18 protein-coding genes are annotated in these 20,168 nt (G+C 68.1%); 8 read left to right on the top strand and 10 right to left on the bottom strand.

Translation table 11 applies throughout. The annotated features are described in order from the left end of the window. Window positions 1–8 precede the first annotated feature (8 nt). The 4 genes from MRBLWH13_RS16445 to MRBLWH13_RS16430 are packed head-to-tail and all read right to left on the bottom strand — an operon-like array spanning window position 9 to window position 4,132. Window positions 9–1,007, bottom strand: coding sequence for a glycoside hydrolase family 43 protein (locus tag MRBLWH13_RS16445; RefSeq protein WP_341955987.1), 999 nt, complete (start codon window positions 1,005–1,007; stop codon window positions 9–11). Continuing rightward, window positions 1,004–1,858: a carbohydrate ABC transporter permease gene (locus tag MRBLWH13_RS16440; protein ID WP_341955986.1), complete on the bottom strand. Its 855-nt coding sequence runs from the start codon at window positions 1,856–1,858 to the stop codon at window positions 1,004–1,006. Before MRBLWH13_RS16440 ends, MRBLWH13_RS16445 begins: the two co-directional genes overlap by 4 nt. Beyond that, window positions 1,855–2,829, bottom strand: a complete 975-nt coding sequence (locus MRBLWH13_RS16435) for a sugar ABC transporter permease (protein WP_341955985.1) — start codon at window positions 2,827–2,829, stop codon at window positions 1,855–1,857. Before MRBLWH13_RS16435 ends, MRBLWH13_RS16440 begins: the two co-directional genes overlap by 4 nt. Continuing rightward, window positions 2,822–4,132, bottom strand: coding sequence for an ABC transporter substrate-binding protein (locus MRBLWH13_RS16430; RefSeq protein WP_341955984.1), 1,311 nt, complete (start codon window positions 4,130–4,132; stop codon window positions 2,822–2,824). Before MRBLWH13_RS16430 ends, MRBLWH13_RS16435 begins: the two co-directional genes overlap by 8 nt. A gap of 141 nt (window positions 4,133–4,273) precedes the next feature. On the opposite strand from MRBLWH13_RS16430, the gene MRBLWH13_RS16425 reads away from it, so the two are divergent. From MRBLWH13_RS16425 to MRBLWH13_RS16415, 3 genes are all read left to right on the top strand, one after another. Continuing rightward, on the top strand, window positions 4,274–5,284 hold the full coding sequence (locus tag MRBLWH13_RS16425) for a LacI family DNA-binding transcriptional regulator (protein WP_341955983.1): 1,011 nt from the start codon (window positions 4,274–4,276) through the stop codon (window positions 5,282–5,284). Window positions 5,285–5,359: 75 nt separating this feature from the next. After that, on the top strand, window positions 5,360–7,198 hold the full coding sequence (locus tag MRBLWH13_RS16420) for a glycoside hydrolase family 2 TIM barrel-domain containing protein (protein ID WP_341955982.1): 1,839 nt from the start codon (window positions 5,360–5,362) through the stop codon (window positions 7,196–7,198). After that, on the top strand, window positions 7,189–8,148 hold the full coding sequence (locus tag MRBLWH13_RS16415; RefSeq protein WP_341955981.1) for a glycoside hydrolase family 43 protein: 960 nt from the start codon (window positions 7,189–7,191) through the stop codon (window positions 8,146–8,148). Before MRBLWH13_RS16420 ends, MRBLWH13_RS16415 begins: the two co-directional genes overlap by 10 nt. Before the next feature lie 46 nt (window positions 8,149–8,194). On the opposite strand, the gene MRBLWH13_RS16410 is transcribed toward MRBLWH13_RS16415, so the two are convergent. Next, window positions 8,195–10,540: an FdhF/YdeP family oxidoreductase gene (locus tag MRBLWH13_RS16410; protein WP_341955980.1), complete on the bottom strand. Its 2,346-nt coding sequence runs from the start codon at window positions 10,538–10,540 to the stop codon at window positions 8,195–8,197. Then, window positions 10,530–11,420, bottom strand: a complete 891-nt coding sequence (gene fdhD / locus MRBLWH13_RS16405; protein WP_341955979.1) for a formate dehydrogenase accessory sulfurtransferase FdhD — start codon at window positions 11,418–11,420, stop codon at window positions 10,530–10,532. Before fdhD ends, MRBLWH13_RS16410 begins: the two co-directional genes overlap by 11 nt. Before the next feature lie 129 nt (window positions 11,421–11,549). Here fdhD and MRBLWH13_RS16400 point away from each other — a divergent pair, with 129 nt between their 5' ends. Together MRBLWH13_RS16400 and MRBLWH13_RS16395 are read left to right on the top strand one after the other, a co-directional pair. After that, window positions 11,550–13,379 (top strand): substrate-binding and VWA domain-containing protein, encoded by a 1,830-nt coding sequence (locus MRBLWH13_RS16400; protein WP_341955978.1) that lies wholly within the window; start codon window positions 11,550–11,552, stop codon window positions 13,377–13,379. A gap of 8 nt (window positions 13,380–13,387) precedes the next feature. Next, a complete protein-coding gene (locus tag MRBLWH13_RS16395; protein WP_341955977.1) occupies window positions 13,388–14,389 on the top strand; it encodes a hypothetical protein in 1,002 nt (333 codons plus the stop codon). A gap of 7 nt (window positions 14,390–14,396) precedes the next feature. Here the strand turns inward: MRBLWH13_RS16395 and MRBLWH13_RS16390 are convergent, their stop codons facing one another. Next, on the bottom strand, window positions 14,397–15,095 hold the full coding sequence (locus MRBLWH13_RS16390) for an ABC transporter ATP-binding protein (protein WP_341955976.1): 699 nt from the start codon (window positions 15,093–15,095) through the stop codon (window positions 14,397–14,399). Further along, window positions 15,092–16,162: an ABC transporter permease gene (locus tag MRBLWH13_RS16385; protein WP_341955975.1), complete on the bottom strand. Its 1,071-nt coding sequence runs from the start codon at window positions 16,160–16,162 to the stop codon at window positions 15,092–15,094. Before MRBLWH13_RS16385 ends, MRBLWH13_RS16390 begins: the two co-directional genes overlap by 4 nt. A gap of 163 nt (window positions 16,163–16,325) precedes the next feature. Between MRBLWH13_RS16385 and MRBLWH13_RS16380 the strand changes: the two genes are divergently transcribed. Then, on the top strand, window positions 16,326–17,510 hold the full coding sequence (locus tag MRBLWH13_RS16380) for a sensor histidine kinase (RefSeq protein WP_341955974.1): 1,185 nt from the start codon (window positions 16,326–16,328) through the stop codon (window positions 17,508–17,510). Then, a complete protein-coding gene (locus MRBLWH13_RS16375) occupies window positions 17,507–18,133 on the top strand; it encodes a response regulator transcription factor (protein ID WP_341955973.1) in 627 nt (208 codons plus the stop codon). Before MRBLWH13_RS16380 ends, MRBLWH13_RS16375 begins: the two co-directional genes overlap by 4 nt. 40 nt (window positions 18,134–18,173) lie before the next feature. On the opposite strand, the gene MRBLWH13_RS16370 is transcribed toward MRBLWH13_RS16375, so the two are convergent. Next, complete coding sequence (locus tag MRBLWH13_RS16370) at window positions 18,174–18,710, bottom strand: MOSC domain-containing protein (RefSeq protein WP_341955972.1); 537 nt, start codon at window positions 18,708–18,710, stop codon at window positions 18,174–18,176. A 182-nt stretch (window positions 18,711–18,892) separates the two neighbouring features. Then, window positions 18,893–19,618 carry an SDR family oxidoreductase gene (locus MRBLWH13_RS16365; RefSeq protein WP_341955971.1) on the bottom strand — a complete coding sequence of 242 codons (726 nt, stop codon included), beginning with the start codon at window positions 19,616–19,618 and terminating at the stop codon, window positions 18,893–18,895. 116 nt (window positions 19,619–19,734) lie between these two features. Between MRBLWH13_RS16365 and MRBLWH13_RS16360 the strand changes: the two genes are divergently transcribed. Then, on the top strand, window positions 19,735–20,163 hold the full coding sequence (locus MRBLWH13_RS16360) for a MerR family transcriptional regulator (RefSeq protein ID WP_341955970.1): 429 nt from the start codon (window positions 19,735–19,737) through the stop codon (window positions 20,161–20,163). Window positions 20,164–20,168 lie beyond the last annotated feature (5 nt).

Raw genomic sequence — 20,168 nt, 5'->3', positions numbered from 1 at the left:
CGCCGGCGTCAGTCGGTGGTCGGGAGTCGAACGGAGGGCAGGGCGCCCTCCCAATCCAGAGGCAGGGCGGCGAGACCCCGGTAGATGAAGAGGTCGTCCCATCCGTGGAAGACGAGCACATCGCCGTCGGGTGTGGAGACGAGGTCCTGTCCCCCCGGCCCGATGTAGCGGTCGTCGGCGGACGAGGTGGAGAGGACGGGGTCCGGCAGCTTCTCGTAGGGTCCGAGCAGCGACGGGGACGTCGCCGCTCCGATCGCGTAGCCCTCGGAGCCGTAATCGTTGGCCGAGTAGAGCAGAACGTAGGTGCCGTCGCGCTCGACCAGCACCGGCGCCTCCACCAGATGCCCTTCCCAGGCCTCGGTCTGCATGACCAATCGGGTCGCCGGTCCCGCCAGCTGGGTGCCGTCGACGGAGACGGGCGCGATCTGGATCCACGTGTCGAGCTCGCAGCAGTTGCCGTCGTTCTTCCACAGGAGGAACCGCGTCCCGTCGTCGTCGACGAAGGCGGCGGGGTCGATCGCCCCACCTTCTTCGAGCGGGCAGATCATCGGCTCCGCGCCGACAGCGACATAGGGGCCTGTGAGCGAGTCGGAGGTGGCGGATCCGATGCACTGCCTCCCGGAGTCGGCGTGCTCGGCCGAGAAGTACATCACGAAGCTCCCGTCGGCTCGCTCCGAGACGTCCGGCGCCCAGGTCCGCCCTGCGCTCGCCCATGCCGGAAGGACCGGCAACGCGTCATCGGTCGAGACGTCCCATGTGACCAGGTCGGTCGAGGTGGCGAACTGCACGTTCGCGCCCTGATTCTCGGTGGCGAAGGCGACGTACCCGTCGTCGCCGTGGACGACGTCGGGATCGGCGAAATCCTGATCGATGAGGAAGGGCGCCCGCTCCACGGTCGCCTCGGGCTCGGGCTCGGCCTCGCCGGAGCATCCCGCGACACCGACGCCCAGAGCGAGGATGATGCTCACGGCGACCGCGGAGGCGAGCTTCTTCGCGACCTGGGTCACCCCTTGACCGCCGATCCGGCGACGGACTCGACGATCTGCCGCTGCGCGATCGCGAAGAGGATCAGGACGGGGACGGATGCGATCACCGCTCCTGCCATGACGATCGCGAAGTGCGTCGAGTAGGCACCCTGCAACTGGCTGAGTCCCGGCTGCAGCGTGAGGTTCTCGGGGCTCAGCAGCACGTACACCGGCCAGAGGAAGTCGTTCCAGTTGCCGAGGAACGACAGCACCGCCAGAGTCGCCAGGGCGGGTCGAGCGAGCGGAAGCACCACCTGCACGAAGATGCGGATGTCGCCGGCACCGTCGATCCGCGCGGCTTCCTCGATCTCGGGCGGCAGCCCGACGAAGAACTGTCGCAGGAAGAAGATGCCGAAGGCACCGGCGGCGCCGGGCACCGTGATGGCCCAGATCGTGTCGAGCCAGCCGAGGTTCTGCACGATCAGGTAGTTCGGAATGAGGAAGACCACCGGAGGAACGAGGAGCGTCGCGATGATGACGCCGAAGATGATCCTCTTGCCTGCGAACTCGAGCCGAGCCAGTGCATACGCCCCCATCGACGCCGTCACGAGGATCAGGACGGTCTGCAGGGTCGCGGCGGCGAAGCTGTTCCAGAGCCAGAGGAAGATCGGCTGCTCTCCCGAGCCGAGCAGGCTCTGGTAGGCCTCGATCGAGAACGGGTCCGGCAGCGAGAACGGCGATCTGATCGCATCGGCATCGGTCTTGAACGACGTGATCAGCATCCACAGAAGAGGGAGGACGATCACGAGAGCCAGCGCGATGAGCGCGGCATAGAGGGCGACGCGCCCCCACGTGCGGCGGGCGGACGGGCGACGGGTCAGTGCTGTGGTCATGATGCCTTCTCGACTCGTTCGCGCTGCAGCCGGAAGTTGATCACGCTGACGATCGCGAGCGCGAGGAACAGGATGTAGCTCATGGCGGCAGCCGGTGCCATGTTGTTCTGCGAGAGCCCCTGATCGGCGATGTACATGATCACCGTTCGCGTCTCTGTGCCCGGGCCGCCCTTCGTGAGCAGGTAGGACTGGCCGAACATGTTCGCCGACGCGAGGATCGTGGTCGTGGTGATGAAGGTCATCACCGGGCGGAGTCCCGGAAGGGTGACGCTCGAGAACTTCCGCATCGCTCCGGCGCCGTCGAGGGCGGCCGCTTCATAGAGGTCGCCGTTGATGCCCTTGAGGCCGGCGAGGAAGATGATCGTGTTGAGTCCCATGGTCCACCAGACGGTCACACCGACGATGGAGACCCAGACCCAGGGGACGTCGACCGTCCACGGGACGTCCGAGGGGAGCCCGACCACGCCGAGCAGATGGTTGAGGATGCCGGACTGCGTGTCGAAGATGTAGCCCCAGATCACGCCGATGACCGCGACGCCCAGCACATAGGGCGCGAAGAAGATCGTGCGGAACGTCGTGGCCGCGCGGATGCGCTGGTTCAGCAGGATCGCCACGAGAAGCGGGATGACGACGAGGAACGGCACGCTGATCACGATGAAGATCCCGGTGACGCTCATCGACTTCCAGAAGTCGCTGGAGAGCACGTTGCCCGGGGTGAACAGATCGATGTAGTTCTGGAATCCGACGAACTCCTGCACGTCGCGGAAGGGGCTCCAGTTGGTGAGGCTCATCCAGATGCCGAAGATCCCGGGGCCGGCGACGAACGTCAGGAAGAGCACGAGGAACGGAGCGAGGAAAAGATACGCGGTGAGCGTCTTGCGCCGGGAGGATGCGGAACCCGCAGGTCTGCGCGGGTGTCGCCCCCCAGCGCTGCTGCGCTGGGGGGCGACGAGGGTGGCTGTCTCAGTCACCGTACTTGGCCCGGTTCTGTTCGAGGATCTGATCGGCCTTGGCCGCGGCGTCGTCGAGCGCGGTCTTCGGATCCTTCTTGCCGGTGAGTGCCTCGTTCAGCGCGAGGGTGATCTGCGCGTTGACCTCGGAGATCCCCGGCGAGACCGTCTCGTAGTGGGCGTACTCCAGCTGCTCCATGAACGGGGCGAGGTTGGGGTAGGTCGAGAGCAGCTCGGGGTCTTCGCGCACCGAGTTCGCGGCAGGAAGCTCGCCCGTCTCGGCCCATCCGAGGGAGTTGTCGTTCATCCACTTCACGAAGACCGACGCGGCCGCCGTCTCGTTCGCGTCCTGGCCCTTGTTGGCCGGGAACACCCAGTGGGTCGAGCTCGACCAGACTGCCTTCTCGTCGCCGATCTGCGGCACGGGTGCCGGCGCCCAGTCGAGGTCGTCGAAGGCGGTGTTCGTCGTCTGCCAGACGCCGTTCCAGTTGAATGCGGTGTCGCCGGCGATGAGCGCCTTGATGTTGCCGTCCTGTGCGACGTTCGCGGGGCTGTACCCCTTGTCGACCATGTCGGTCATCCAGGTGAGGGCCTTCACGCCCGCCTCCGAGTTGAACGTGGCCTCGGTGACGTCGTCGTTGTAGAGGTCTCCGCCGAACTGCCAGATCAGACTCTGGAACTCGAACGTGCCGGTGAAGACGTAGCCGTCGACCCACTCGCCCTGGACGCCCGCACCCTTCAGCGCGTCGAGTGCGGCCAGATACGACGCCTCGTCGGTGGGGATCTCGGTGATGCCGGCCTTCGCGAGCACCGACTTGTTCGTGAACAGGCCCAGCGGCGTCACGCTCCACGGCACCGCGTACTGGGTGTCCTGGTAGTTGCCCTTGTCGAAGACGGTCGGCGGGAAGTCCTCCGCGGCGTATCCGAGCCCGTCGATGATCTCGCCGGAGTCGAGCAGCAGGTTCTGCGCCGCATACGTGGCCAGGTCGTCTCCGTGCAGCACGGCGACGTCCGGCCCCTTGCCCGCCTTGATGGCGAGCGGCATCTTCGCCGTGATGTCCGCCCACTCCTGCGGGACGGCCTTCACCGTGATGTTGTCGTGCTCCGCGTTGAACTCCTCGATGAGCTCGGGGACGATCTTGGGGGCTGCTCCACCCGTCCAGCCGTGCCAGAAGGTGATCTCGACATCGGGGCCGGTGTACTCCCCGTCGCCGGAGACGCCGCCCCCACCGGTGCCGGCCGACGCCGCGCACCCTGATGCTGTGATGCCGATGGCGAGTGCGATGCCTGCACCTATCGCTCGGCGAGCCCATGGACTGTTCATGTGATTGCTCTCCTTTGAGTGACTCCGGCGCACCGGAGCGGGATGACCGGATACCCCAGCCGTGCTCGCAATTTACAGCGCTAGAATTTTGTTGTCAAGGTAGTATCGCGGTTGACGACGTAGCGACCAATTGGAGACCGCATGGGTGTGCGCTTGCAGGACGTCGCGGAGCTCGCCGGCGTCTCGATGAAGACCGTGTCGAATGTGGTGCGCGGGTACGAGCACGTGAGCGCATCGACGCGCGAACGCGTGCAGCGCGCGATCGACGAGCTGGACTACCGCCCCAACCTCATGGGCAGACGCCTCGCGACCGGCCGGACAGGTCTGCTGGCACTCGCCTTCGCGAACGTCGCCCTTCCGTACTTCGCCGAGCTCTCCCGCGCCGTCTCGGCGGCGGCCGGCGAGGCGGGCTACCGGGTGCTGCTCGAGGAGACCGACGGGACGCTGGAGGGCGAGCGCGCCGTGCTCACCAGCTCCGAGTCCGGGATGGTCGACGGCATCCTGTTCCAGCCTTCCGCGATGTCGTCGGCCGAGATCTCGCGCCACCGCAGCGACCTGCCGATGGTGATCCTCGGAGAAGGGGCCGCACCCCTCCCTGTGGATCGCGTCATGATCGACAACTTCGAAGCCGCTCGTACCGCCACTGCGCACCTGGTGTCGCTGGGGAGGCAGCGGATCGGCTTCGCCGGCCACGAGACGCACGAGATGTCGTCGACCTCGCTGCAGCGCATCGCGGGCTATCAGCAGGCCCTGGAGGATGCGGGCCTGCGACCCGACCCCCTCCTGCTGTTCCCCAGCCGAGAGATCTCGCCGTCCGGAGCGGTCGAGGGCGTCGGGCGCGCGCTCGACGCCGGTGCCGACTTCGACGGCCTCGTCTGCCGCGACGACCTCGCCGCGATCGGCGCCCTGCGCGCGCTGCACGAGCGCGGTCGCCGCATTCCCGACGACGTCGCCGTCACCGGCTGGGACGACATCGAGCTGAGCCGGGTGACCTTCCCGAGCCTCACCACCATCGCCCCCGATCTGCACGAGCTCGCCCGCCGGGCCGTCGAGATGCTCACGGAGCGGATCTCCGGGTTCTCCGAGGCCGGACGCCACGAGCTGGTCGGCTACCGGCTGGCCGTCCGCGAGAGCGCGCCGTCCGCTCCGTGATCGGGCCGCATGTCGCGCTCGGACTCGAATTCCGCGTGGTTTACAGCGCTGCATAAATCATGCATGCTGGACTGCATGCTGAGAATCGATCCGCCACTCCCGCCCATCGCGAGCCAGGGGGACGGAACCTACCCGCGCCCTCAGCTGGTCCGGAGCGAGTGGAGCGACCTGACCGGCCGGTGGGGCTTCGCCGTCGACGACGACGACCGCGGCATCCGAGAGAGGTGGTTCGCGAATCCCTCTTTCGACGCCTCGATCGTGGTGCCCTTCCCGCCCGAGTCGTCGGCGTCGGGAATCGGCGACCCCCGTCCGCACACGGCGCTGTGGTACCACCGCGCACTCACGCGCGACGAGGTGCTGGCCGCGGGGCATCGTGACGGGCGCCGACTGATCCTCCGCTTCGGGGCAGTGGACTACCGCGCCGTCGTCTGGGTCGACGGGCAGCGGGTCGGCTCGCACGAAGGCGGGCACACGCCGTTCGCGGTCGACATCACCGACGCTCTCGAGCGAGACGGCGGGGGCCATGTCGTGGTGCGGGTCGAGGACCGGGCGACGGATGTCGCCCAGCCCCGCGGCAAGCAGGACTGGCGCGACGAGCCCCATGCGATCTGGTACCACCGGACGAGCGGAATCTGGCAGCCCGTCTGGCTCGAATCCGTACCCGCCGGCCCGGCGATCGAGTGGATCCACTGGCGCGCGGATCTGCCGTCAGGACGCGTGCATGCGCGCATCGGTCTCACCACCACGCCGGCATCCGAGTGCGTGGTCGACGTCGAACTGCGTCATGGTGACACCCTGCTGGCACGCGCCTCGACTCTCGCTCGCGAATCCGAGATCGAGATCGACATCCCGATTCCGAGCCAGGCGAACGGACAAGCGTACGAAGAGCTGGTGTGGTCGCCGGAGAACCCGCGGCTCATCGACGCCGTCATCCGGACATCGGATGACGGGGCACCCCTGGACACCGTGTCGTCGTACCTCGGGCTTCGTTCGACGAGCGTCGATCGGCGCTGCTTCCTGCTCAACGACAAGCCGCGGTTCGTCCGTTCCGTCCTCAGCCAGGGATATTGGCCGGACACCCATCTCGCCGCCCCGTCGGCGCACGCCCTGCGCCAAGAGGTCGAGCTCATCAAGGAACTCGGGTTCAACGCCGCCCGGGTGCACCAGAAGTTCGAGGACCCGCGGTTCCTCTTCTGGGCCGACCGGCTCGGGCTCATGATCTGGGCAGAGGCGCCCGCCGTCTTCTCCTTCACACCGACGGCCGTCGAGCGCACGGTGCGCGAGTGGATGGAGGTCGTCCACCGCGACGTCTCGCATCCCTCCATCGTCACCTGGGTGCCGCTGAACGAGAGCTGGGGCGTGCAGCACATCGCGCACGACAGCCGCATGCTGCATCACGCTCTGGCGCTCGTGCACCTGACGAAGGCCCTCGATCCCACTCGCCCTGTCGTGTCGAACGACGGGTGGGAGCAGGCCGCCACCGACATCGTGGCCATCCACGACTACGAGGGCGACGGCGAGGTGATGGGCGTCCGATACAAGGACCGCGCCGCCATCGACGAGATGATCACCGGCGTCGGGCCCGCGGGCAGACGACTCGTGCTCACAGGCGACGTCGACGATGCGCCGGTGATGCTCACGGAGTTCGGCGGCATCTCGTTCGACGTGCACCGCACCGACCATGCCTGGGGCTACACGAGCGCCAGCTCCGACAGCGACTTCCGCGACCGACTGAACTCGCTGATGGACGGTATCCACGACAGCACCGCCCTCGCCGGGTACTGCTACACGCAGCTCACCGACACCCTGCAGGAGACCAACGGCCTCGTCGGCGCCGACCGGGTCCCCAAGCTCCCCGTGGACGAGCTGCGCGCGATCATGGTCGGTCCGAGAGGATCCCAGCCGTGGGAGTGAGCGTCCGGGGGCGGGCCGACGGGGCCGGGCATCGCCCCGTGCATCCCGGCTACTTCGCCGACCCCTTCGTGCTGCGTCTGCCCGACGACACCTACGCGGCGTACGGGACGAACCCGAGGGCGACGTCGACCGCGGGAGTCATCGAGGTCCTGCTCTCGAACGATCTCGAGACGTGGCGCAGTGCCGGTCTGGCGCTCATGCGGCTCGACTCCGAGAAGGGAGACGAGTACTGGGCGCCGGAGGTCTGCTTCCGCGACGGCTCGTGGTGGATGTACTACTCCGTCGGGCACGGCATCAGCGGTCATCACCTGCGCGTCGCCCGCGCGGCCGAGCCGACGGGTCCATTCCACGATCTGGGTGTCGATCTCACGCCTCACGAGACCTTCGCGATCGATCCGCACCCGTTCCACGACGCTGACGGGCAGTGGTACCTGTACTTCGCGCGTGACGTGCTCGACGCGGAGCGACCCGGCACGCATCTCGCTGTCGCCCGCCTGCCCGGGCCGGCGCAGCTCGACGACACGCAGGGCGTGCTCGAGCCCTACGCCGATTGGCAGATCTACGAACGAGAACGCCCGATGTACGGCGAGACCTTCGACTGGCACACGCTCGAAGGTCCGGCGGTGGTGCGCAGGCAGGGCAGGTACTGGATGACGTTCTCCGGCGGCGCATGGACGGGGCCCGGCTACGCGGTGTCCTGGGCGTCGTCAGGGAGCCCGCTCGGCCCGTGGGTCGCCGCACCGCCGACGGCGCCTCCCCTTCTCTCGTCGGGTGCCTCGCTGATCGGCCCGGGTCACAACTCGCTCGTCGTCGGGCCCGACGGGGGCGACCGCATCGCGTTCCACGCATGGAATGCGGATCACTCCGAGCGACAGATGCACATCGCTTCCATCGACTTCGCGGTCGAGGAGCCCGCGCTGCTCGCGACCACCCCCGACAGCGGCGCCTGACCACGGCAGGATTCGCCGAACCGGGATCAGCCCGCGGCGATCGCGGTCACGAACCGGTGCGCGAGACCGTCACCTGGATGCTCTTCATCAGCGGCTGGTCGCTCTGCACGCTGAAGTCCTTGCGGCCGATCAGCACGTTCATCTCGGGCATGTAGCCGGCGGCGCTGCCGCGCGGAAGGTCGTAGGGCACGGCACGGAACGCGGTCAGCATCCGCGTCGAGCCGTCCTTCGAGGTCGAGACGATGTCGACGAGGTCGCCCTCGACGAGCCCGCGGTCGCGCATGTCGTCCTCGTGCAGGAACACGAGTTCACGGAGGTTCTTCACCCCGCGGTAGCGATCGTCGTTCGAGTAGATCGTCGTGTTCCACTGGTCGTGCGATCGGACGGTCTGCAGCACCAGGGTCTCGGCCGACTCCGGGATGACGTCGGGCAGCGGTGCGTGCGAGAACTCCGCACGGCCCGACGGCGTCTGGAACACCCGTTCCCTGGCCGGCTGCGGGATCCGGAATCCGTGCCTGTCGCTCACGAGCTCGTTGAACCCCTCGAACCCGGGCAGCACCTTCGCCATCACGTCGCGGATGCGGGCGTAGTCTCCGACGTACCAATCCCAGGGCGTGGCCGTGTGGGGCAGCGTCGCCTTGGCCATCCCGGCGATGATCGCCGGCTCCGACCTCAGATATGCGGATGCCGGCTGCTTGCGCCCCATCGAGAGGTGCACCATGCTCATCGCATCCTCGACCGTGACACCCTGCGGACCCTCTGTCTGCTGGTCGCGCTCGGTGCGGCCGAGACAGGGCAGGATCAGCGCCTTCTCGCCGTGCACGAGGTGGCTGCGGTTGAGCTTGGTGCTCACCTGCACGGTGAGGCGGCACTTCTCGAGCCCCTGCGCCGTGAACGGGGTGTCGGGGGCCGCGAGCACGAAGTTGCCGCCCATGCCGACGAACACCTTCACGCGTCCGTCATGCATCGCCTCGATGGTGCGGACGGTGTCGAGCCCCGGATGCCGCGGCGGATCGATGCGGCAGACCTCGGCGAGGCGATCGAGCCAGGCATCCGTCGGCCGGTGATCGATGCCGCAGGTGCGATTGCCCTGCACATTGCTATGGCCTCGGATCGGTGAGGGCCCCGCACCCTGGCGGCCGATGTTGCCCCGCAGAAGCAGCAGATTGACGATCTCGCGCACGGTGTCGACGCCGTGCTCATGCTGGCTGACGCCGAGGCACCAGCTGATGATCGTGCGCTCCGCGGTCAGGTACACGGCCGCGGCTGCGCGGATCTGCTCCTGCGTCAGCCCCGACTGCGTGACCAGGTCTGCCCACGGCGTCGCCTCGACCAGCGCGCGGTACTCCTCCACGCCCCGGGTCAGAGCACCCAGGAACTCGGTGTCGAGAACCGACGGGTCGACGGCGGCGGCCTCGAAGACCACCTTCGACATGCCGCGGATCAGCGCGAGGTCGCCACCGGGGCGCACCTGCAGGTTCATGGTGCTCGTGCCGGTCGCCTTGAAGCGCGCCATGTCGACGAAGTCGTGCGGCACGATCGTGCGGGTGGCGCCGGCCTCGACGAGCGGGTTGACGTGCACGACCTGGGCGCCGCGCTTCACGGCATCCGCCAGCGCCGTGAGCATGCGCGGAGCATTGGATGCCGCGTTCACGCCGAGCACGAAGAGGGCGTCGCAGTCGTCCCAGTCGTGCATGTCGACCGTGCCCTTGCCCGTGGCGATCGACGCCTTGAGCGCCCGGCCCGAGGCCTCGTGGCACATGTTCGAGCAGTCGGGCAGGTTGTTCGTGCCGTATTCCCGCACCATCAGCTGGTACAGGAACGTGGCCTCATTGCTGAGTCGGCCCGATGTGTAGAAGGCCGCCTCGTCGGGGCTTTCGAGGCTCTGCAGCTCGTCGCCGACGAGCGCGAACGCGTCGTCCCACGAGATCGGCACATAGTGATCGGTGACCGCGTCGTAGGTCATCGGCTCGGTCAGGCGCCCCTGATCCTCGAGGTCGAAATCCGTCCAGGTGGCGAGCTCGGTGACCGTGTGCTCGGCGAAGAAGCGACGGTCGACGCGCTTGCGCGTCATCTCCCACGTCACATGCTTGATGCCGTTCTCGCAGATGTCGAGCGTGAGGTTGCCGAGATCGTCCGGCCACGCGCAGCCCGGGCAGTCGTAGCCCGAGACGGGATGGTTCATCTGCAGCATCGCGAGCGGACCGGCGATCGGCTCGCGCTGATCCAGCACCACGCGCCCCACCGACACCGCCGCACCCCACCCGGCGGCCGGGTGGCCGTAGGGCTTGCGCGACCACGACCGATCGGTGCGGGGGCCGTACCCGCCCTGGCGCGGTTCGACCGGCATCAGCCCGAAGGCGGTGCCCGAGGTTCCCTGGCTATCGAGCATGGCTGGCTCCCTCCGCGGCGGGCTCGGATGCGCCGATCCCCAGGCCGTCGACACGCACCCGATGCGCGTGCGTGTAGATGTTCATCGATCGCCCTCGGACGAACCCGACGAGCGTCACCCCCGACTCGTCAGCCAGCTCGGCGGCAAGCGAAGACGGAGCAGAGACGGCACTCAGCAGCGGGATACCGGCCATCGCCGCCTTCTGTACAAGCTCGAAGCTCGCCCGCCCCGAGACCTGCAGGATCTGCCGGCGCAGGGGAAGCCTGTCGTTCAGCAGCGCCCAGCCCACCACCTTGTCGACCGCATTGTGCCGACCGACGTCTTCGCGCAGCACGAGCATCTCGCCGGTGTCGGCGTCGAACAGCGCGGCCGCATGCAGGCCGCCGGTCTTGTCGAATGCGGCCTGCTCGGCGCGCAGCCGGTCGGGGAACGCCGCGATCTGCTCCGGCTCTATCCGCATGTCGCCCTCGGCTATCGGATGCTGCGACACGGTGCGCACGGCATCGATGCTCGCCTTGCCGCACACCCCGCAGGAGCTGGTCGTGTAGAAACGCCGCGCGGCCTCGGGTTCAGGGAGCGCGACTCCGTGCGCGAGGCTGATGTCGAGCACGTTGTAGGTGTTCTCCTGGCCGCCGGTGCCCGGGCCGCCGCAGTGGATCGCCGAGTGGAAGTCGGATGCCTGCGCGATGATCCCCTCGGACACGAGAAAACCGGCCGCCAGTTCGACGTCGTGCCCCGGAGTGCGCATCGTGACAGCGAGCGGCGAGCCCGCGACGCGGATCTCCAGCGGCTCCTCGACGGCCAGCGTGTCGGCGCGACGGCTCGCACCCTCGCCGAGGGTGAGCTTCAGAATCGGTCTCCGCGTCGTGATCCGCCCCACACGAGCGAGCGTACCTCGCAGGTCACCGGATCGGGCAGGTCCGCGGATCGGGTTGGCCACGAGATCGGGCGGGTCACAGGATCGGACCGATCCGTGATCGCGGGGGCGATACCTGGGTAGCCTAGGCGCATGAGCGCGCCCCGCAACGCACGACGGACACCCGCCGCCCTCGCCATGGCGGCGATCGTCGCCCTGGCTCTGACCGCCTGCACCGTCGGTGGCGGCGAGAACGGCACCACGAGCGACGGCGGACAGGGCTTCCCCGACGACGGCTGCACGCACATCGCGGTCGCGACCTCGTCGGAGAAGGTCAACATGCTCGACGAGCTGGCAAAGGCGTTCAAGGACTCGCCCGAGCACGAGGGGCTCGAGACCTGCGCCACGGTGCGGCCGACCAATGTCTCCTCGGGCAACGCGACGCGCTTTCTGACCTCGGGCGACGACTGGCCGAGCGACGACAGGTCGCTGTGGCCGACACTCTGGTCTCCGGCATCCACCGTCTGGACCGACCGCGTCGCAGCAGCCGCGTCGCCCGGCCTCGTGGGCGAGCCGAAGTCATTCACCCGCACGCCCGTCGTGTTCGGCATGCCCGAGCCGATGGCCACCGCGCTCGGCTGGCCCACTACCCCGATCAGCATCACGGACCTCGAGAACCTCTGCCAGGACCCCGCCGGATGGGGAAGCGTCGGCAAGGACATCTGGGGTGCGTTCAAGATCTCGAAGACGAACCCGAACACCTCCACCACGGGCCTCTCGACGATCCTCATGCAGTCCTATGAGGCGACAGGCAAGGCCGAGGGGCTCACCTCGGCGGATGTGGAGGCATCGGCCGACTTCTCCCGCGTGTTCGAGGAGTGCGTCATCCACTACGGCGACACGACCGGCAACGTGCTCTCGACGCTCTACGACGAGACGCAGAACGGCTCGAACGGCTCGGCCTACGTCTCGGCCGTCGCGCTGGAAGAGACGTCGCTGCTCAACTACAACCAGGGAAACCCCGACTCGCACACCGTGCAGCCGGGTGAGACCCTGACCCCGCCGAAGACGAAGCTCGTGGCGGTCTATCCCGCCGGCGGCTCCATGTGGTCGGACAACCCGATCACCGTGCTCGGTGCGGACTGGGTCACCGCCGAGCAGCGCACCGCGGGCGAGGCGTTCGCCGAGTTCGTGCAGACCACCGCGGCGCAGAAGATCCTTCCCGAGTACGGGTTCCGCCCGCTCGACGAGTCGGTGCCGCTGGGCGACCTGTTCACCGCGAAGTTCGGCGTCGATCCCGCGCAGCCCGCCATCACCCTGCCGAAGCCCGAGGTCGACGTGATCTCGACGGCCATCGACCAGTGGACTCAGGTGCGCAAGCCCTCATCTGTGCTCGAGCTCATCGACATCTCAGGGTCCATGGACGACCCGATCGGCGACGGACGCTCGCGCCTCGACGGGGCGATCGAGGGTGCGCAGTCGACCCTGAACCACTTCCGCTCGACCGATGAGATCGGCGTCTGGGCCTTCACCACCGGCATCTCCTCCGATGAGGGCGAGGGCATCCAGGTTCTGCGTGATGTCAGTGCACTCGGATCCGACGGTGAGAAGCTCGACTCCTCGCTCGACGACCTCCGGTACGCGCAGCGCAACGGCACGCCGCTCTACGACTCGATCCTGCTCGCGTACGAGGCGATGAGCGAGCGCGCGGAACCAGGGCGCATCAACGCGATCGTCGTCCTGTCGGATGGCGAGGACACCGACTCGAGCATCTCGCTCGACTCGCTCATCGCAAAGATCGGCAAGAGCACGAAGGAGGGCGGTGACGACGCTCCCGTGCGTATATTCCCGATCGCGTATGGAGAGGGCGCCGACACGTCTGCGCTGCAGCGGATCGCAGACGTGACGGGCGGCCAGCTCTTCGACGCCTCCGACGCCGAGCGGATCGACCTCGTGTTCGCCTCCGTGATCAACAACTTCTGAGGGTCACGATGCCGTTTCTCTCCGCATCGAACAATCCCTGGATCGATGATGCCGTCCAGGGCATATCCGGGCAGAACATCTACGTCGACCCGGATGTGTCAGGCGGCCAAGCCATTGCCGACGCGCTCTCCGGCGTCGTCCCGGGCGACGGCTCGATCGCGGTGGTCGTGCTCCCCGCGGATGCTGCGCGCGACACCCCGTACAACACCTACATCCTCGATCAGCTCGCCGCGGGCTCGAGCCAGAAGACCGTGATCGTCGCGATCGGGGATGACCTGCAGGCGGCCTCAGCGGCGATTCCCAGCGATGACGCCCTGCGCATCGCGAACGAGAACGAGTCGTCGGGGGCGAATCTCCAAGAAAAGCTCGTCGAGACGGTGCAGGAGGTCTCTGCCGAGATGCCGACTTCATCGGGCGAGGGCGCCTTGGCCGCCAACCCCGTGATCCCGCTCGTGATCGGCGGCGTCGTGCTCGTCGCCGCCGCAGTGACGGCTTTCGGCCTGATCGCCCGTCGACGTCGTCGCACGACCCCGGCCTCGACGGATCCGGTGCCCGCCGGCATCCGTCTGCGAGTGAACCGCCTGCGTGAACTCCGCGCCGACTACGCCGCAGTGCCGGGCAGCCCGGTGGCGGCCGAGACCGCCGCGGGGATCGACGCCCTCGCCTCGCACGTCGAGCAGCTGTTCATCCGGCTCGACGCCAAGGCCGGCGAGGATCAGAGCGTGCTGGCCGAAGCCGAGTACTCCGACAAGCTCGCCCGTCTGGTCGCGGCGCTGGATCGCGACTACCTGCTCGACCTGCTGACCCGGCCGGACCTCTGGGATGCCCCCGACGAGCGCATCGCCGAGGTGCGCGAGGCACTGTCATCGGTGACCACCCAGATCGTCGACAACATCAAGCAGGTCAATGCCCGGAAGGGACTGCTGTTCCAGGTGTCGCTCGACTCGCTCATCGGTCGCAGCGAGCTGCGCGACTGGGAGCGTCAGTTCAAGCAGAGCTCCGGCGAGTAGTCGGCTCTCAGCGCGTCGGAACTGCGGCGGCGTCGACGACACGACCGTCGACGAGGTGCAGCACCCCGTGCATGCGCGGAAGATGCACGAGATCATGCGTGACGAGCAGCGTCGAGGTGTTCCGTTCGTCGGTGAGCCGCAGGATGAGATCGATGATCTTGGCGCCGCGTTCCTGATCGAGGGCACTGGTCGGCTCATCGACCAGGAGAACACTCGGATCGTTCATCAGTGCTCGTGCGATGTTGACTCGCTGACGCTGTCCTCCGGAGAGCTGGTGCGGCCTCTTGTGGCCGTGCTCGGCGAGGCCGACCGCGGCGAGCAGTTCATCAGCGCGAGCTGCCGCCGTGGCGCGATCGCGCCGGCTGTGCGGCGCCCCGAGCTCGTTCATGACGCTCAGCTGCTCGCGGGCGGTCAACGACGGGATGAGGTTGGGCTGCTGGAAGACGATGCCGATACGGTCCCGCCTGAGACGCGTCGCCTCAGCCGGGTCGAGGGCCGTGACGTCGCTGCCGTCGATGAGGATCTCACCGGAGTCCGGCCGCAGGAGGGTGCCGGCGACGGCCAGCAGACTCGATTTGCCCGAGCCGCTGGGACCCGTGATGCCGGTGACGGTTCCGGGGTGGGCGGTGAGAGAGACGCCGTCCACGGCGGTCACCCGGGAATCACCGTCGGGGAAGGTCAGGGTGATGTGGTTCAGACGGATCATCGGTTGCTCCCTAGTGCTGTGAGGGGGTCGGCGGACGTGACGGAGCGCAGGGCGAAGGCGGCGCCTGCGAGGCCGAGGGCGATCATGATGGCGCCGGGAAGGAGGGTCGTGATCGGGCTCAGCAGGAACGGCAGGGCGGTGCCGGCGAGCAGGCCGAGCACGGTGACGAGCCCCAGACCGATGCCGATGCCCACCACCAGCACGATCAGCGCCTGACCCAACGCGTCGCGGATCAGGGACGGCGTGCTCGCGCCGAGCGCCTTGAGGACCGCGACGTCGCCCTTGCGCTGCATGGTCCACACGGTGAAGAAGGCCCCGATGACGAGTCCCGAGATGCCGAAGAGCATCGCCACCATGAGCAGGAGGGAACCGATCTCCGAGCGGAAGGCGCTCAGCGCCGTCAGCGATCCGAGGGTCGTCTCCGAGATCGTGTCGTTCGCGGCATCCGCGGCAGCCCAATCAGGGGCACCCGTGACAGCGAGCACCGTGGCGTAGGCATCGGGGTTTCCCGTGGATGCCGAGTAGGCCTGCCAGTCGTGCAGGGTCATCTGAACGACGGGCGTATGGCTGTACCACGCGTCCCCCTCGACCGTCTCGACGTCGTAGGAGACGCCGGCGATCTCGATCTGCGCTCCGACCTTCACGCCGAGCGCATCCGCAGCGGGCACCGACAGGCGCAGCTGCCCGTCCCCGGAGGGCGCACCGGCGTCGAAGCCGGGCTCGACACCGAACACCGCGATCGCGGCACGGGTGTCATCGGTCTCGGCGCGAGTCTGGCTGACGCCGAGGGGGCGCGCGTCGGTCACGCCGGCCGTCGCCGCCCAGTCCTTCGCCTGCTGCTCGGTGATCGTGGAGTCGGCGAAGCTCGCCGCATCGTCGCCGCCCGAAGGGGAGGAGAACACGATGCGGTCTGCGGGGAGCGCGAGCACACCCGAGACATTCTGGATGGCGAGGCCTCCCGTCAGGCCGCTGAGGAATCCCACGAGAAGGGTGATGAGGGCGACGACGGAGCCGATGAGGATGAATCGCCCCTTGGCGAAGCGGAGATCGCGTAATGCGACGAACATGATGAGCCTTTCCTGTCTCCGATGCGGCGACCATTCCACTTTCGCCGTCGACGCCGTCGTGGTCATCGGCCGCCGGGACGGGCTTTCGCACCCAGGATGAGGACCTCTCGATCGTCCTTTCGGACGATGCGGCCGCTCGGTGCGTCGGCGTAGAGTTCGATCCATGGCGCATACCGCTCTGACCCCGGTGTTCGTGGGTCTGCGGACGGGTCTTCACGTTCTCTTCTTCGCCCTGACGGGGGTCGTCATCGCCCGTGCGGTGCTCGACCCGTCGGATTCGAGCATCACCGCGATCGTCCTCGCCGTGATCGTCGCCGCGACCTACGCGTCCGGTCTGCTGCTCACGCGTCTGTCCGCCGGGCGACGGCTGATCTCACTGATCTGGTTGGCCCTGCTCTCGGCGGAATGGCTGGGGCTGCTCTGGGTGAGTGCCGATGCCGCCTACCTCGTCTTCCCGCTGTTCTTCCTGTTCCTCCATCTGCTGGGGCGTTGGGCGGGATCCGCCGCGATCCTCGCGGCGACGATCATCGCGGTCTGCGCACTCGGCATCCACGGCGGGTGGAGCGTCGGCGGCGTCGTCGGTCCGTTCGTCGGCGCCGCCGTCGCCCTCCTGATCGGCCTCGGATACCAGGCTCTCGCGAGGGAGGCGCAGCAGCGCGAGGCGCTGGTCAGTGAGCTCCTCGCGACCCGCGGGCAGCTTGCCGCGCGCGAGCACGAATCGGGTGTTCTCGCAGAACGCGCCAGGCTCGCCCGCGAGATCCACGACACGCTCGCGCAAGGACTCTCCAGCATCCAGATGCTGCTGCATGCCGCGGAACGCGCCGACGACACGCGCCCGGGGATCGAGCACATCCGACTCGCACGCGAGACAGCTGCCGCGAACCTCGTCGAGGCGCGGCGGTTCATCCGCGAGCTGACGCCTCCCCAGCTCGACGACCAGACCCTCGGCGGGGCGCTGCGCCGACTGGCGCGCACGCAGTGGGCGACGCAGGGGCTCGACGTGCGGGTGCGGGTGTCCGACGCTTTCGTCCTGCCCATGCACCTGCAGACGGCGCTGCTGCGCATCACGCAGGGTGCGATCGCCAATGTCATCCAGCACGCCCACGCGAAGACGGCGACGGTCACGATCGGCATCGAGGGCGACCACCTCCACTTCACCGTCGACGATGACGGAACCGGGTTCGATGCGGAGATTCCTGCACCGGGGACCGCCGAGAAGTCGGATTCCTTCGGTCTGCGCGCCACCGCTGAGCGGGTGCAGCAGTTGGGCGGGAGGCTCGAGATCGATGCGGCACCAGGACGAGGAACGACACTCACCGTCGACCTCCCCCTGACGGAGTTCGCATGATCCGCCTCGTCATCGCCGACGATCACCCCATCGTCCGCGCGGGCCTCACCGCCCTGTTCGGCCTCGAACCGGACCTGGAGGTCGTCGCAGAAGCGTCGACACCTGACGAGGCCGTCGCCTGCGCCGAGCGCGTGAATCCCGACGTGGTGCTGATGGATCTGCAGTTCGGCTCGCAGTCCCAGGCCACGGGCGTGGACGCGACGCGACGCATCCGTGCGCTCGAGGCTCCGCCCTACGTTCTCGTGCTCACCAACTACGACTCGGATGCCGACATCCTCGGCGCCGTCGAGGCCGGCGCGAGCGGCTACCTGCTGAAAGACGCCCCACCGCATGAGCTGACCGCCGCCGTGCGCGCGGCGGCAGCCGGAGAGAGCGCGCTCGCGCCGGTGATCGCCTCTCGCCTGCTCGACCGCATGCGCGCACCCCGCGTCAGCCTCAGCAGTCGCGAGATCGAGGTGCTCGAGCTCGTCGCCGCCGGGCGATCGAACAGCGAGGTGGCAGAACAGCTCTTCGTCAGCGAGACGACCGTGAAGTCGCATCTCGCGCACATCTTCTCGAAGCTCGACGTCAGCTCACGCACCGCCGCGGTCTCGGAAGCCCGACGGAAAGGCATCCTCCGCTGAGACCTGGAGCGTCCCGGAAGATCCGGGCCGGATCGAGCGCTCACACGGGAGCGAGTGGTTCACCGACTCCGGCAGGGGTCTCCGCCACGATCGGATCGCCGGGTCTCACGACACCGCCGGCGAGCACGACGCCCATCACTCCCGCCTTGCGCACCGTGCGACCTTGGGCGTCGGTCCCGACGACCTGCTTCAGCAGACCAGACTCGAATCGATCGATCTGCAGACACGGGTTCCTCAGCCCCGTCACCTCGACCACGGCGTCCGCCCCCAGCCGCAGCAGCGTTCCTCGGGTGAGGGCGAGCAGATCGATCCCCTCGGTGGTGATGTTCTCGCCCAGCTCACCCGGGGAGACATCCGCGTCGACCTCATCGAACAGTTCTCTATGCATGAGGTGAACCTGTCGGAGATTGGGCTGCGTGGGGTCGCGTCGAACCCGGGAGAGATGCTGCACCGTCGCGCCGAAATGCGCGTCCCCCTCCACCCCCAGGCCGGCGACGAGGGTGATCGCCTCACGGCGGGGCTTGGTGAAGCGGTGCTCGTCATCACTGCTGACCGAGACGACGCGGGGGGTTGTCATGCCACCAGTCTCCACCTGCGTGCTGCTCATGCGAAAACCCACGACCGCCGCCACATGGGCCTCCGCCAGGCCCTTCGGAGACAACGGACATCACTCGCTGTCGAGGCGAGGTCTCCCGAGGCAGGGCGCATCATGCTCTCAGCCGGGCGTTCCGCCGATCGCGAGCCGGCGCAGACTCGACCTCAGGCGGCGCCGAGCAGTTCTGACATCTTGGCGTAGAACGCAGCGGGGTCCCCGGCGAGCGATGCCTTCACCATCGCGGTCCAGTCGTCGACGATCACCTCGATCGAGCCGGCCGCGAGGCCGTCGAGCGACTGGCGGGCCACGTCGCGGGGATCGATCTTGGGTCCGTCGTAGTTCGCCATGAGGTCCGTGTCGGCGGCGCCGAGGAGCACGCCCTGCACGAGGGTTCCCTGACCGGCGAGCTCCAGCCGAACCCCGTTGGTCATGTTCCACGCCGCAGCCTTCGCAGCGGCATACCCTCCGGCACCGGGCGACGAGAACCACGACAGCGCCGACAGCACGTTCACGACAGCACCCCCGCCGTTCGCGGAGAGGACGGAGGCGAATTCGCGGATCACGTCGAGGGTGCCCCAGAAGTGGGTGTCCATCTCGCGGCGAAGATCCGGCAGGTCGCCGGTCACGAGGCCTGCACCCGTGGATATCCCCGCGTTGTTCACGATGACAGTCACGTCCTGTGCCACGCCGGCCGCCTCGACGATCGAGTCGTGGTCGAGCAGATCGAGCCGCACCGGCACCACGCGCGGGTCATCGAAGTCGAGCGTGTCAGTGCGGCGGGCGGTCGCGTACACGGTTCGGGCACCGCGTTCGAGCAGTTCGAGCACGAACTGACGGCCGATTCCGCGGTTTGCTCCGGTCACGAGGGCGATCTGGTCGGTGACGTTCATGGGTTCCTTGCTTCGCTGGGATTGTGCGCTGTCCGGCCCGGTCGGGCCGACACCACTACGCTAGAACTTGACGTTGACGTCAAGGTCAAGTCCCAGTCACGAACACGGAGGAACGGATGCGGATCGGCGAGGTCGCACGTCAGGCAGGGGTCAGCACGAGGGCGCTCCGCTACTACGAAGAGCAGGGGCTGCTCGCCTCGGAGCGCACGCCGAGCGGACAGCGCGAATATGCCGCGTCGGCCGTTGAGCGCGTCAGACTCGTTCAGCAGTTCTTCACCGCGGGGGTGCCGAGCCGCACGATCGCGCAACTGCTGCCCTGCGTCGACACCGGACACGGTTCCCCTGAGGCCTTCGCCCTGCTGGCAGCGGAACGCGACCGCATCACCGGCGCCATCGAGGGGCTCACCGCCGCCCGCGATGCCCTGGACCTCATCATCGACATCGCTCACAACCCCGCGCCTGAACACTGCCCGGCCCTCCGGCACCCGGCGTGGGAACCACACGTCACCATCGAGGGGCCGGCAGCTACGCCCGAGCGGGTGTGACTACA

Source organism: Microbacterium sp. LWH13-1.2, assembly GCF_038397735.1.
Classification (GTDB): domain Bacteria; phylum Actinomycetota; class Actinomycetes; order Actinomycetales; family Microbacteriaceae; genus Microbacterium.
The sequence above is the reverse complement of the archived record's forward strand: the minus strand, read 5'-3'. Positions and strand labels throughout refer to the sequence as shown.

Bases quoted from the DNA above. Each gene is read 5' to 3' on its own strand.
- MRBLWH13_RS16385 (WP_341955975.1), bottom strand. From the start codon at position 16,162: ATGTTCGTCGCATTACGCGATCTCCGCTTCGCCAAGGGGCGATTCATC.
- MRBLWH13_RS16420 (WP_341955982.1), top strand. From the start codon at position 5,360: ATGCTGAGAATCGATCCGCCACTCCCGCCCATCGCGAGCCAGGGGGAC.
- MRBLWH13_RS16375 (WP_341955973.1), top strand. From the start codon at position 17,507: ATGATCCGCCTCGTCATCGCCGACGATCACCCCATCGTCCGCGCGGGC.
- MRBLWH13_RS16395 (WP_341955977.1), top strand. From the start codon at position 13,388: ATGCCGTTTCTCTCCGCATCGAACAATCCCTGGATCGATGATGCCGTC.
- MRBLWH13_RS16425 (WP_341955983.1), top strand. From the start codon at position 4,274: ATGGGTGTGCGCTTGCAGGACGTCGCGGAGCTCGCCGGCGTCTCGATG.
- MRBLWH13_RS16390 (WP_341955976.1), bottom strand. From the start codon at position 15,095: ATGATCCGTCTGAACCACATCACCCTGACCTTCCCCGACGGTGATTCC.
- MRBLWH13_RS16365 (WP_341955971.1), bottom strand. From the start codon at position 19,618: ATGAACGTCACCGACCAGATCGCCCTCGTGACCGGAGCAAACCGCGGA.
- MRBLWH13_RS16380 (WP_341955974.1), top strand. From the start codon at position 16,326: ATGGCGCATACCGCTCTGACCCCGGTGTTCGTGGGTCTGCGGACGGGT.
- MRBLWH13_RS16410 (WP_341955980.1), bottom strand. From the start codon at position 10,540: ATGCTCGATAGCCAGGGAACCTCGGGCACCGCCTTCGGGCTGATGCCG.
- MRBLWH13_RS16430 (WP_341955984.1), bottom strand. From the start codon at position 4,132: ATGAACAGTCCATGGGCTCGCCGAGCGATAGGTGCAGGCATCGCACTC.
- MRBLWH13_RS16370 (WP_341955972.1), bottom strand. From the start codon at position 18,710: ATGACAACCCCCCGCGTCGTCTCGGTCAGCAGTGATGACGAGCACCGC.
- MRBLWH13_RS16440 (WP_341955986.1), bottom strand. From the start codon at position 1,858: ATGACCACAGCACTGACCCGTCGCCCGTCCGCCCGCCGCACGTGGGGG.
- MRBLWH13_RS16360 (WP_341955970.1), top strand. From the start codon at position 19,735: ATGCGGATCGGCGAGGTCGCACGTCAGGCAGGGGTCAGCACGAGGGCG.
- MRBLWH13_RS16400 (WP_341955978.1), top strand. From the start codon at position 11,550: ATGAGCGCGCCCCGCAACGCACGACGGACACCCGCCGCCCTCGCCATG.